This is a genomic window from Rubrivirga sp. SAORIC476 (assembly GCF_002283555.1).
In the GTDB taxonomy this organism is placed as follows: Bacteria; Bacteroidota; Rhodothermia; order Rhodothermales; family Rubricoccaceae; genus Rubrivirga.
Window position 1 is genome coordinate 707,609 of record NZ_MVOI01000003.1, and the last position, 12,292, is coordinate 719,900.

A 12,292-nucleotide genomic window follows, 5' to 3' on the forward strand; every position below is an offset into this window, starting at 1 on the left:
GCTCCGTGAACCCTGAACTCCTCCGATGGAGCCCCAATGGCCCAACCGAGTAGCCCCGCGACTCGCTAGCTTTGCTCCTCCCTCCTCTTCTCTGTGGTCCGCGTACTCCTGACGATCGGCGTCCTCCTCGTGCTCGCCGCCGGGCTGGCCGCCGCGGTGGGCGTGCTCGCGTACGGCACCGAGCCGCCCCGTGACGGGACGCTCGAGGTCGCCGGGCTCGCCGAGCCCGTCCGCCTCGGATGGGGCGCCGACGGCACCGTCTGGGTCGAGGGCGCCGACGCGGAAGCCCTCGCCGCGGGTCTCGGCTACGCCCACAGCGCCGACCACGGCTGGGCCACGGCCCTGTGGCGGCAGGCCGCGCGCGGGACCCTGGCCGAGTGGTTCGGCGACGAGGCCCGCGACCTCGACCTCCACGCCCGCACGCTCGGATTCGCGTCGCTCGGCCGCCGCACCTACGAGGCGCTCCCCGAGGCGGACCGCGAGATCCTCGACGCCTACGCTCGCGGCACCTCTGCGGCCTTCGCCCAGCCCGGCGTGGCGCAGAGTGACGCCTTCATCGTCGCCGACGTGGTGCCGGCCCCGTGGGACCCCTGGGACGCCCTCGCCATCGAGCGCCTCCACGCCTACCTCGCCGCGCCCGCGCTGACTGCCGACGCCACCTGGCGCCGCGCCGCGATGGCCGACACGGTCGTCGCGCAGTTCGTCGCCGCCGACTCCATGTTCCGGGCCTTCCTGGGGATGCCGGGCGGCGGGTTCGACCGCGCCTACGTCGCGCCCACGGCCGCTGGCCGCGACCTGATGCAGCAGGTCTCTGCAGGAAACTCGGCGCTCGCCCTGCTCGCCCCCGCCGTTCTCAAGACCCCTGGCCGCTCGACTGTCGCTCTCACGATTCCCGGCACGCTCGTCTCGCCCGGCGGGTGGAGTGGCGGAACGGGCTGGGGCCTGCTGATGGGCTCGCCCCTCCGCCTCGAACCCTATGGCGGCGTGGCGCCTCCGGCCCTCTACAGCCGCATCGTCGAGCGCGACGGCGACGAGACCCTGCTGGCGGTCACGCGCGACAGCACCGGCCTCGTGCTCCGTGCCGGCCGCGACGCGCCGGTGCAGGCAGAGGGCACCCAGACGGTAGGCCCCCCCGCCGACACGCTCGACACCGGCTGGCGCGTCCGCTGGCAGGGCTTCGCGCTGGGGACCGACCTGGGCGCGTTCCAGTCTCTCCGCGACGGGCGCGTGCCGTCGCGGTTCACGCTCGTCTCGGGCGACGGCGTGGTCGCGACGGCGAGCGAGACGCGCGTCCTCGGGCGCCCGCGCGTCGCGATGACGAACGGCACAGCAGCGCTGACGGCTCAGGACACACTCGCGCGCTTCGCCGCCTCCCTCCTCGTCCGGACGCCCCCGCCCGCTGCGCCCGACTCCGGCGCGGTCCGCGAGATCCGCGCGAGCGACCCGGCCGACCGTGAGGTCACGAGCACCTGGGCCCGCGAGCAACTGCCCACCCTCCTCGCCCGCCTCGGCGCCCGCGACTCCCTCGACGACGTGCTGCAGGTCCCCTACGCCTACCTCAACGGCTGGGACGGCAGCTACCGCGCCGACGCCATCGCCCCGTCCGTGTTCGAGTGGTGGCTCGCGTCGCACCGCGACCTGACCGGTCACCTGCCCGACCCCTCGGACTCGCTCGACGTGGCGCTCCTGCCATCGTCGCTGCGGATCGCACGCGCGGAGTTGCGCGACCGCTACGGCGCGCGGCCCATGGACTGGCGATGGGGACGCCTCCAGGGCGGCCCCCAGTACCCGGTGCTCGGGCACCGCGGCGGCGCGGCGGCGCGGCGGTTCCACGACGGCCTCGGGGCGCCCGGCGGGCACCCGACCGCGCTCCGCCCCGGCCCGTCGGTCGTGTTCGAGGGCCCCCGACCCGGACGCGCCGTCTGGACCCTCCGCACCGATCTGCAGACCGGCCGCGTGGCCGTCCGCTCGCCTGCGCTCCGGCCGCGCATCGCCGACATCACCGACCCGGATGACGGCCCCGGAAGCCTCCTGATCGAGGTCGACCCGTCTGGGCCGATGCCCTCCGCCCTCCTCTCCCTGACGCCCGCCTCTTCGTGACCACCCCCCTCTTCATCGGCATCGACGCCGGCGGCTCCAAGACGGCCGCCGTAGCCGCCTCGGGCACCCAGACCCAGCGCTTCGTCGGCCCGGCGGCGCAGGCGCTCCGTGACGGTCCACAGGCTGCGGCCAGCGTGGTCGCGACGCTCGTGGGGGAGGCGCGCACCTCGCTCGACGACGCCCCGCTGGCAGGCGTGGTGGTCGGCCTCGCAGGCGCCGGGCGCGACACGGTCCGCGAGGCGGTCGCCGAGGCGTTGCGGCCCGCGCTCGGCGACGTGCCCCTGACCGTCACCCACGACGCCGACGTGGCCTACCACGCCGCCTGGGGCGCCGAGAGCGGCGTCCTGCTGATCGCGGGCACGGGGTCGCTCGTGTTCGGGCGGACCGAGACGGGCGAGACAGTCCGCGCCGGCGGCTGGGGCACCGCGCTCGGCGACGACGGCAGCGGAGCTGCGCTCGGCCGGGCCGCACTCCGGGCGCTGCTGGCCGCGCTCGACGGTGGCCCGCCGTCCGCCCTCCCCGACCTCGCCGCGGAGCACTTCGCCCTCACCTCCGCCGCCGACGTGCTGGAGGCCATCTACACCGACCAGCGCCCTCTGAGCACGTTCGCCCCGCTCCTGCTCGCCGCCGTCGACGCGGGCGACTGGATCGCCGAGGCAGCCCTCCTCGCCGAGACCAACGGGCTCGCCAAGCAGGCGGGCTGGCTCGCCACGCGCGCCGGAGACAACCTCCGCCACCGCCTCGCGACCGTCGGGGGCCTCTCTGGTGAGCCGACCTACCGGAGAGCGCTGGAGGCCGCCCTCGACCGGCACCTGCCGGGCTGGACCGTCGCTCGGTGCGAGATTGCCCCCGCCGACGGCGCGCTCGCGATGGCGCAGACGCTCGGGCGAACCACCTGATCGCACTCTGTCCGACGCCTTCACCCTGCGCGCCGAGCGTGGCCTGGACCGCCTCGGGTTCGCCTTCGCCGGTGCGGAGTCGGTGACGGGCGCCGTGGCGGTGGACGTCCAGGTCGCCGTGGAGGCATTCACTGGCCGCGTCTCCTCGGTGTGGTTCCAGCGCGCGGCGTTGGACCGGTTCGAGGCCGATCTGCGCGCGCTGGAGCAGACGCGCTCCGGGACTGCATTCATCTGCAACACCGGTGTCCCCGGCGCCACCAACGAGGTCACCCTGACGCTCGAGGCCCGCTCCCGCGGACACGCCCGGCTCACCGTCTCCCTGCTCCGCCTCCGTCACCTCGCCACGGGAGGAGACGCAACGCTCGAACTGCGCGCGACGCTCGACGTGGACGGCGGCGACCTGGCGACGTTCGCAGAGGACTGGCGCCGCCTGTTCCGGGAGCGCACTGCGTGACTGGGACGGCCAATGCGATGCGCCCCACCTCGGCGCCGAGGCGGGACGACCGACGCGACCTGCTAGCTCAGGCTCCCCGGTGGGTAGTCGGCCGGGTCGAACTCCGGCTCCGGGTACTGCGGGTCCATCGCCTCCAGCGTGTCCACCAGGATCTGGCTGACGACGAGGTCGCGGTACCAGCGCGTCTCGGCGGGCACCACGTACCAGGGTGCGGCCTCCGTCGAGGTCCGCTCCATGGCGACCTCGAAGGCCCGCATGTAGTCCTCCCAGTGGTCGCGCTCCTTGAGGTCGCCCGGGTTGAACTTCCAGTGCTTGTCGGGCCGCTCCAGGCGGCGACGGAAGCGCTCCAGCTGGTAGTCCTTGGAGATGTTGAGCATCACCTTGACCACGCGCGTCCCGGCGTCCGCCAGCAGCGCCTCAAAGTGCCGGATGTGGTCGTAGCGGCGCTCGATCACGTCCGCCTCGGCCCAGCCGTGGACCTTCACGATCAGCACGTCCTCGTAGTGGGACCGGTTGAAGACGCGGATCATGCCCTTTTGCGGCGCCTTCGCGTGGACGCGCCACAGGAAGTCGTGGCTCTTCTCCAGCGTCGAGGGCGCCTTGAAGCTGGCCACGCGGACGCCCTGCGGGTTCATCGGCCCGAACACGTGCTCCGTCGTCGAGTCCTTGCCCCCGGCATCCATGGCCTGGAAGACGAACAGGATGGACTGCTCGCCCTCGGCGTAGAGACGCTCCTGGAGGTCGCGGGCACGGTCGATGTTGTCGCGCAGCCGGTCCTCGCCCTCGTCCTTATCGAGGCCGCCGTCGTCGTCGGTCGTGCGGTCGGCCAGAGAGACGGAGGCGCCGGGCGCGATGCGGTAGCGGTCGGTCATGGGTACAGGGTCAGGGGTGACGAGTAATGGGTGAGCGTGCGTCACCCATCACTCTGTCCTTGTCACTCGCTATCGGCCGAACAGCTTGCCGAGAACGGCCTTGCCCGCCTGCGCGATGAGCTGGTTTTGGAGCGAGCCGCCGCTTCCGCCCTGGCCGAGGACGCCCGAGAGTGCGTCCAGGACGCTCGACGGCGCCGCCTCGCGGGCACGCGTGGCGTCTTCGGCGAGGACACCGGAGAGCCCGGCCTCGTCCAGCCCGGACTGGCGCTTCCGCCGCCCGAGCGCCGCCATCACGATGGGCGCGAGGATGGGCAACAGCTTCATCACCTGCTGCATGTTCAGGCCGGACGCCTTCGCGACGCCCTGCTCGACCGCCTGCTGCTGACCACCGAGGATGTGGCCGAGGATCCCCCCGCCGTCCGCCGCCTTGCCCGAGAGCTGACCGCCGAGGAAGCCGCCGAGCTGGTCGAGCAGCGAGCCGTCGTGGTCGCGGTCGAGGGCACTGGCGAGGCCCTGCGCGCCGGAGACCGTGTTGGTGTTCTGGTTGAGGGCCGCCAGGATGGCCGGGAGCGCGGCCGACACGGCCGTCTGCGTCTGCTGGGGGTCGGCGCCGATGGCGCCCGCGATCTGGCCGATGTTGTCACCGCCGATGGAGTCGGCGAGGAGGTCGAGGATGCTGTTCATGAGGGAAAGACGGGTGAGAGGGTGAGGCGGGCAGGGTACGCACGCGGCCCGACGCAGTGCCCGCGGCCCAGAGGGACGTACGGGACCGGTCACTCGACGAGTCGGACCGGCATCCAGCCGCGGAGGGCGTTCGACAGGTAGATCGCGTCGGCCGCACGCAGGTCGTCCGGCCTCAGCGCGTCCTCGCCCGTGTCCGTGCGCGTGGCGAGGAGGTGCGCCCGCATGACCCCGGGCAGCCCGCCCGCCGCGAGGTGCGGCGTCCAGAGGCGGTCCCCGTCTCGGATCCACACGCTCGTCCGCGTGCCCTCCACGACCTCCCCGTGGAGGTCCACCAGAAGCGCCTCGTCGGCGCCGTGGGCGCGGGCGCGGTCGAACCGGCGGCGGTAGTGGTCGCGGTCCGTGGTCTTGTGCGTGCAGCGCCACGTCCCCGCGTCTTCGAACGGCTCGGGGTCGATCCACACGGTCCGGAACGGCGCGTCGTCCAGGGGCCACGTCGTGACCGCCGCGTCCCCCGACCGCCCGACCGTCAGCCGGACGCCCTCGACGCCCGTTCCGATGGCCGACGCCACGCGGTCGCGCACAGACTGTACGTCCAGGGGGATGCCGAACGCCTCGGCGCTGGCCGCGAGCCGGGCGAGGTGGCGGGGCAGCAGGCCCACCTCTCCCCCTTCGGCGCGCATCGTTTCCAGGAGTCGCATCACCCAGCGAGGTCGGTCAGGACGCGCGCCTTGAGCAGGCACTCGGCGAACTCGGCGTCGGCATCGCTGTCCCACACGATCCCGCTGCCCACGTCGTACCGCCCCACGCCGTTGGCGACGACGGCGGTGCGGATGGCCACGCTGAACGCGGCCGTCCCGCCCGGCGCGGCGTGGCCGATAGCGCCGCAGTACGCACCCCGCGGCCCGATCTCCAGGTCGCGGATGATGCCCATCGCGCGCAGCTTCGGGGCGCCCGTGATGGAGCCGCACGGGAAGAGCGCCCGGAGCACGTCGCCCAGCCCGGCGTCCGCCCGGAGGTCGCCGGTGACGGTGGAGGTCATCTGGGTGACCGTCTCGTAACGCTCGGCATCGAACAGCGCGGGCACGCGGACGCTGCCGGGCGCGGTCACCCGCGAGAGGTCATTGCGCAACAGGTCCACGATCATCAGGTTCTCGGCGCGGTCCTTCGGGCTGGCGCGGAGGGCATCGGCCAGGGCGTCGTCGGCGTCGGGCGTGGCGCCACGCGGGGCCGTTCCCTTCATCGGCCGCGCCGTGATCGTTCGCCCTTCGCCCTCGGCGTCGACGCGGAAGAACAGTTCGGGCGAGACCGAGGCGACCGCGAGATCGGGCAGGCGGAGGAACGCGCCGTACGCGACCTGCTGGCGGCGGCGGAGCGCGGCGAACAGCGCGAGCGGATCCGCCTGGGTCGCGAACCGGAAGGGCGCGGTCAGGTTGATCTGGTACACATCGCCCGCGCGGATGTGGGCGCGGACGGCCGCGACCCGTGTGCGGTACGCTGCCTCGGACAGCGTGAAGGTGGGCGCCTCGATGCGCGCCGGCCCCGCGTCGGCCAGCGCGGCCTCCACCACCTCGGTCGGCACGTCGAGGGGCGCACGGTAGACGCCGAACCAGCCGAGCGGCACGGTCGGGTCGATGGGGACATCCGCGAAGCGCGTCGGCTCCAGCGCGTAGCCCGCCTCGTAGGCCAGCATCCCCGCCACGTGGAGGCCGTCGGCGAGCGCCGCGTCGAGGGCGCCGAGCAGCGGGCCGACCTCGGCGAGCGTCCGCGCGGTCAGCGTGCGGACCGGGTCGGCGAACAGCCGTGCGCCCCGGCGGCCGGAGTCGGCGTCGGGGCGCGGGCCGTCCAGCAGGACGGTGCCGGTCTGGCGGAGGGCGGCGGCGAGGGCCGACGGGGACACCGAGGCGGGCGGGGCGGGCATCGGGCGCGTAGCCGCGAACGCCGGTTCGCGTTCCCTCTTCCAGCCTGTCGGCGCTCGCTACCGGTTCATCTGGGTGTCCGTGTCCTCCGGCCCGAGGTCGGCGCCGGTCAGGTTGGCGAGTGCCGGACCGAGGGCCGTGCGGAACTGGTGGGCCCGCATCCGCTCCATCACGTCGCCGCGGCCCGCGCAGTAGCCCAGCAGCGCGTGCGGCCGCTGCATGTGCTGCAGGCCCTCGCGGACGATCCACGTGTGCCACGGCCGCAGGTCGCGGTCGAACGGCCCGATGAGCCGCGCGTAGAGGCGGTTCGCGGCGCGCTCGACGTCCTCCTCGGAGGTCAGCTCCCCCATCTCGAGGAGTCGCTGGAGCCCGCCCCAGACGTAGCCCGCCAGGAAGTCGTGTTGCCCGTCGGTGAGCGTCAGCCCCGAGGCGGGACCGGCGTAGCCGAGGTCGGCGAGGGGCGTGCGGATGCAGGCCTCGACGTGGGCCACGGCCTCACGGATCATCGCCTCGACGTAGGCGGGGGACTTGGACGGGCGTGACATGAAGCGGGCGGGATCGGGTGTGTAAGTGATGCGTGCCCGACCCCTTGCAACGCCCGTTACCAGCCTCCCTGGAAGCGCTTCAACTTCCGTTCTTGTCATGCCATCGTTCCATCCGCACACGGCAGACCTCTGGGCGCTCGACGGGTATGTCGAGCGCCCCAGAGTGAGACCCGGCACCGCTCCTCACGCGTCCGACGCAGGCCCGTGGAGCCAGCCCGTGACCGCGAAGCGTCCGTCCATGAGGTCGTCCGCCTTCGAGGTGACCGGCGTGACCTGGTGGTAGTACGGGCTCGGGAAGAGGACCAGCCGGCCGTCATCGGGCGTGATGCGCGTGTACTCCGAGCCGAACCGACCGCGCGCCAGGTCGGTGTCGAGCAGCAGCAGGTCGCCACCTTCGAACCGCTTCGGGTGGCGGTGGAGGTAGTACACGAACGTGACGAGGCGCGTCGACGGCTTGCCCTCGCGCGAGTGATCCTGGTGGACCTTGAAGAAGCCGCCGTCGAGGTGGACCGAGAGCAGAAACTCGACGCGGCTCACGTCCACGGGGTCGAGGCCGCGGGCCTCCCAGGCCGAGCGTGCCAGGGCGGGAACGCGTGTGCGAAACCGCTCGGCGGTGGCCGGGAAGGCGTCTTCGAGGAGCACCTTCGACTCGCGCCGGTCGGTGCGGACCTGGGCCCCCTGGTCCTTCGCCGTCCCCACCTTCGCGTCGGCGAACGACGCCGCGTGGGCCTCGATCTCGGCCCAGAGCGTGGCCTGCTCGGCGGTGTCGAGGAAGGACTCGGCGAGAGCGAACGGGGAGGGCTGGATGCCGTCGGCGGGTTCGACCGGCCGCCCGTCGAGCAGGGCGAGCAGGCGGGCGGCGTCGGCGTGAGCGGGCTCGGCGGCGAGGACGGCGCGGGCCGCCTCGGCGGCTCCGGCGAGGTCCCCGCGCTGGCGGAGGACCCCGGCGAGGCGCCACAGCGCGGCGAGGTCCTCGGGCGCGCTCGCAAGGCGTGCGCGGAGGGCTGCCTCGGCAGGTCCGAGGAGGAGGTGCGAACGGGCGAGGATGTCGCTCCTGTCGAGCATGGGCGGGGCGGTGAGACGTGCAAAGGTAGGCCGGTGGCGAGGCGCCGGACCGCCGACAACCCAGGCTGCAGGGTGAGGACGCGTGACCGCCTCCCTGCCGCGGAGCCTTTTTTCAGCCATCTCGTGACCCCCCTCCACACAGAACCTCGGAGGCATCGGCGGCCCCCCTTGTGGACCTGCCCCCCGCCACATCCTCATTCCCCGCAGTATGCCTCTCGTGTCCTCCCCTGGCGTTACCGAGGCGCTCGACGCCCTCCGCGACGGCGACCAGGCCGCGCGCGAGCGCCTCGTGTCGGCCGTCTACGACGAGCTTCGCGACATCGCGCGGGCGTACCTCCGCAAGGAGCAGGCCCGGACCCTCGTGACCACCGAGCTGGTCCACGAGGCCTACGAGAAGGCCCTCGGCCCGAGCCCGACCTACGACGGCCGCGGCCACTTCTTCGGCGCGGCCTCCCGGGCCATGCGCCAGATCCTGGTCGACCGCGCCCGCCAGCGCAACCGGCTCAAGCGCGGAGGCGGCGAGCGGGCGCTCGCACTCACCGAGGTGGCAGAGATCGCAGCGCCGGGCGGGCGCACCATCGATCTCCTCGACCTCGACGCGGCGCTCGACCGGCTGGCCGAACTCGACCCGCGGCAAGCCGCCGTCGTGGAGTGCCGCTACTTCGGGGGGCTCACGTTCGAGGAGACAGCCGAGGCCCTCGGCGTGTCGGCGGTGACGGCCAAGCGCGACTGGCGGATGGCGCGCGCCTGGCTCTTCGCCGCCCTCAACGGCGACGAGGTGGTGTGATCCCCGCCGTCCGCCCCGATCGCAGGCCGCCCCATGACTCCACCCGCTGATCCCGCCCGCTGGTCCGAGATCAAGCGCCTCTTCGACGCGGCGGTGGACCTGCCGCCCGGTGACCGAACGACCTTTCTCGACCGCGCCTGTCGCACTTCGCAAGGCACGGTGGACACAGACCTCCGCGACGCGGTCCGGGCCCTTCTCCAGGCCGACGCCGAGGCGGAGGCGGAATCGGACACGGACAGTGGCTTCCTCGACGCTGCGCCGCTAACCGTGCTGCTCGACAGCCTCGGTGGCGACGGCGCCGAGGCCGAGACGACGGAGGCCGCACCGTCCGGCACGCGCGTCGGACCGTACCGGGTGGTCCGGCTGCTGGGCCGCGGCGGCATGGGCGAGGTCTACCTCGCCGAGCGCGCCGACGGGCTCTTCGAGCGGACGGTCGCCCTGAAGCGCGTCCGCGCCGACCTGGCACCCACGGTGGCGGCCCGGTTCGAGGCGGAGCGCAACATCCTGGCCGGGCTCGTCCACCCCGGCATCGCGCGCCTCTACGCGGCGGGCTTCGAGGACGACGGACGCCCGTGGCTGGCGATGGAGCCGGTCGACGGCGTCCCGCTGCCCACGTTTGCGGCCGGTCGCGGCCTCGCCGAGCGGGTGGAGCTCCTCCGGCAGGCGTGCGCGGCGGTCCACCACGCCCACCAGCAGCTCGTGGTCCACCGCGACCTGAAGCCCTCCAACATCCTGGTGACCCCGGAGGGTCGGTTGCAGTTGCTCGACTTCGGCATCGCGCAGGTGCTCGGCACCCAGGAAGGGCGTCGCTTCCTGACGCGCGCCTACGCGGCGCCCGAGCAACTCCGCGGCGAGCCCGCCACGACGGCGACGGACGTGTACGGCCTCGGCCTCCTGCTCTTCGAAGTGCTGACCGGCGCCCGCCCGTTTTCTGGAGACGACCCGGGCCGCTCCACGCCGCCGCTCGCCAGCGACCGGACCCGGCCCGCCGACGGCGGCATCGACCCGCGCCTCCTGCGAGGCGACCTCGACGCGATCTGCCGGAAGGCGCTCGCGACAGACCCTGCCGACCGCTACGCCTCGGCCGAGGCCCTCTCCGCCGACCTCGGGCGTGCGCTGGCCGATCAGCCCGTCCAGGCGCGTCCGGCCTCGGCGGCGTACCGGTCGCGACAGTTCGTCCGGCGGCACCGCGCTGGAGTGGCGACGGCGGTCGTCGCGCTGGTCGCGCTGGTGGCGGGCGGCGCATTCTACACGGCCCGCGTCACGGCCGAGCGCAACCGCGCCCAGGCCGAGGCCGACAAGGCCGCGCAGGTCTCGGCCTTCATGGGCGGCCTGTTCCGCGACGCCGACCCTGCCCAGACCGGCGGCACGCGCGTCTCGGCCCGCGAGGTCCTCGACCGCGCCGTCGCCCGCCTCGCCGACGACACGCTGCAGGCCCCGGCCGTCCGCGCGGCGCTCCACCAGGCGCTCGGCGAGGTCTACGCCAGCCTCGCCCTGACCCCCGAGGCCCGCCGCCTCCTCGACGCCGCCGACGCCCTCCGCGCCCGCCACCTCGGCCCCCGCCACCCCGACCGGGCCGACGGCTGGCTCGCCCTCGCCGCGCTCGCCCTCGACACCGGCGACTACCGCGGGGCCGACTCGCTCGCTCGTGCCGCCGTGGCGCTCCGTCGGGAGACTGGCGCCTCGGGACCGGCGCTCGCCCTCGCCGAGGCCCGCCTCGGCGCCGCCGAGGTCGCCCGCGGCCAGTACGGCGAGGCCGAGACCCGCCTCCGGGACGCCCTCGCCGTGCTCGATGCCCACGGTCGGGCCGACGAGGCCGACCGCGTCCGCCTCACGCTCGCCAGCGCCGTCCAGGAGCAGGATCGGCTCGATGAGGCCGAACGCCTCCTCCGCGAGGCCCACCGCGGCCTCGCCGCGCGACGCGGCGACCGGCACCCCGACTCGCGCGCCGCGGAGGCCGCCCTCGCCGACCTCCTCCTCGACGCCGGGCGCCTCGACGAGGCCCGGCGGCTCCATGTCGCCGCGCTCGCCACCGCCCGGCGCCTCTACGGCGACGCCCACCCGGTCACGGCCGAGGCACTGCGCCGGGTGGGCGCCGTGCTCACCGAGGCCAGCGACTACGCCGCCGCCGCCGACACGCTGGACCGGGCCCTCGCCATCCTCCGCGCCGCCACCGACGGCCCGACGCTCCCGCTCGCCCGCCACCTCCTCTCGCGGGCGACCGTCGACCTGTACCTCCAGGACTACGCCGCGGGCGAGACCCGCCTCGACAGTGCGCTCCGCATCGCCCTCGCGACCGTCGGCGAGCAGCACCCGGTCACGCTCTCGGCACTCAACGACCGGGCCTACGCCCGCTCCTACACGGACGACCTCGACGGCGCCGAGGCCGACTACCGACGCGTCCTCGCAGGCGAACGGGCGCTCCGTGGCGAGGTCCACTCCGAAGTCGCCGAGGCGCTCGCCAGCCTGAGCACGCTCCTCTGGACGCGGGAACGCCCGGACGAGGCCATCGAGACGGCGCGCGAGGGGCTCGCCATGCGCCGCCTGCTCCTGCGCGAGGGGCACCCCGACCTCTCCAACTCGCTCTACAGCCTCGGCTCGATGCTCCTCTACGCCGAGCGCCCGGCCGAGGCGGAAGCCCCCATCGCCGAGTCCGCCGCGATCCGCCGCGCCACCTTCGGCGCTGACGACTGGCGGACGATCCAGGCGGACGGGCGCCTCGCTCACATCCGCGCGCTGCTCGACACGCCCGGAGCCGGAGACGCCCTTCGCGACGTGCTCCGCCGGGCCGACGCCGCGCTCACGCCCGGCGGCGAATCGCAGTGGGTGACCGACCAGATCGTCGGGGCCCTCGCGGACTACCACGAGGCGCACGGCGAAACCGCCGCCGCGGCGCGCTACCGCGCCCGCCTGCCCGCCGAGTAGGTCGCCTCTGCCCTGAGGGGCGAGAAGCGGCGGCCGGGTACGACG

Annotated in this window: 11 protein-coding genes; 5 read left to right on the forward strand and 6 right to left on the reverse strand. The window is 74.3% G+C overall.

The genetic code is table 11. The annotated features are described in order from the left end of the window. Positions 1-93 precede the first annotated feature (93 nt). The 3 genes from B1759_RS04905 to B1759_RS04915 all read left to right on the forward strand — a co-directional run bounded on the left by B1759_RS04905 (position 94) and on the right by B1759_RS04915 (position 3,453). The gene (locus B1759_RS04905; RefSeq protein ID WP_095513913.1) at positions 94-2,100 is read left to right on the forward strand and encodes a penicillin acylase family protein; all 2,007 of its coding nucleotides are present in this window, start codon (positions 94-96) and stop codon (positions 2,098-2,100) included. Continuing rightward, on the forward strand, positions 2,097-2,999 hold the full coding sequence (locus B1759_RS04910) for a BadF/BadG/BcrA/BcrD ATPase family protein (RefSeq protein ID WP_095513914.1): 903 nt from the start codon (positions 2,097-2,099) through the stop codon (positions 2,997-2,999). Before B1759_RS04905 ends, B1759_RS04910 begins: the two co-directional genes overlap by 4 nt. 118 nt (positions 3,000-3,117) lie before the next feature. Then, positions 3,118-3,453: a hypothetical protein gene (locus B1759_RS04915; RefSeq protein WP_143537267.1), complete on the forward strand. Its 336-nt coding sequence runs from the start codon at positions 3,118-3,120 to the stop codon at positions 3,451-3,453. 62 nt (positions 3,454-3,515) lie between these two features. On the opposite strand, the gene B1759_RS04920 is transcribed toward B1759_RS04915, so the two are convergent. The 6 genes from B1759_RS04920 to B1759_RS04940 form a co-directional block, all read right to left on the reverse strand. Further along, a complete protein-coding gene (locus B1759_RS04920; protein WP_095513916.1) occupies positions 3,516-4,325 on the reverse strand; it encodes a polyphosphate kinase 2 family protein in 810 nt (269 codons plus the stop codon). 69 nt (positions 4,326-4,394) lie between these two features. Continuing rightward, a complete protein-coding gene (locus tag B1759_RS04925; RefSeq protein ID WP_095513917.1) occupies positions 4,395-5,009 on the reverse strand; it encodes a DUF937 domain-containing protein in 615 nt (204 codons plus the stop codon). 89 nt (positions 5,010-5,098) lie between these two features. Continuing rightward, positions 5,099-5,707, reverse strand: a complete 609-nt coding sequence (locus B1759_RS19920) for an aminotransferase class IV (protein WP_198948752.1) — start codon at positions 5,705-5,707, stop codon at positions 5,099-5,101. Continuing rightward, on the reverse strand, positions 5,707-6,927 hold the full coding sequence (gene pabB / locus B1759_RS04930; RefSeq protein ID WP_198948753.1) for an aminodeoxychorismate synthase component I: 1,221 nt from the start codon (positions 6,925-6,927) through the stop codon (positions 5,707-5,709). Before pabB ends, B1759_RS19920 begins: the two co-directional genes overlap by 1 nt. Before the next feature lie 57 nt (positions 6,928-6,984). Continuing rightward, complete coding sequence (locus B1759_RS04935; RefSeq protein ID WP_095513918.1) at positions 6,985-7,470, reverse strand: hypothetical protein; 486 nt, start codon at positions 7,468-7,470, stop codon at positions 6,985-6,987. 183 nt (positions 7,471-7,653) lie between these two features. Continuing rightward, complete coding sequence (locus B1759_RS04940) at positions 7,654-8,535, reverse strand: 2OG-Fe(II) oxygenase (protein WP_158225126.1); 882 nt, start codon at positions 8,533-8,535, stop codon at positions 7,654-7,656. A gap of 208 nt (positions 8,536-8,743) precedes the next feature. Between B1759_RS04940 and B1759_RS04945 the strand changes: the two genes are divergently transcribed. Then, on the forward strand, positions 8,744-9,322 hold the full coding sequence (locus B1759_RS04945; RefSeq protein WP_095513920.1) for an ECF-type sigma factor: 579 nt from the start codon (positions 8,744-8,746) through the stop codon (positions 9,320-9,322). A gap of 33 nt (positions 9,323-9,355) precedes the next feature. Beyond that, positions 9,356-12,247 carry a serine/threonine-protein kinase gene (locus tag B1759_RS04950; RefSeq protein WP_095513921.1) on the forward strand — a complete coding sequence of 964 codons (2,892 nt, stop codon included), beginning with the start codon at positions 9,356-9,358 and terminating at the stop codon, positions 12,245-12,247. Positions 12,248-12,292: the final 45 nt, after the last annotated feature.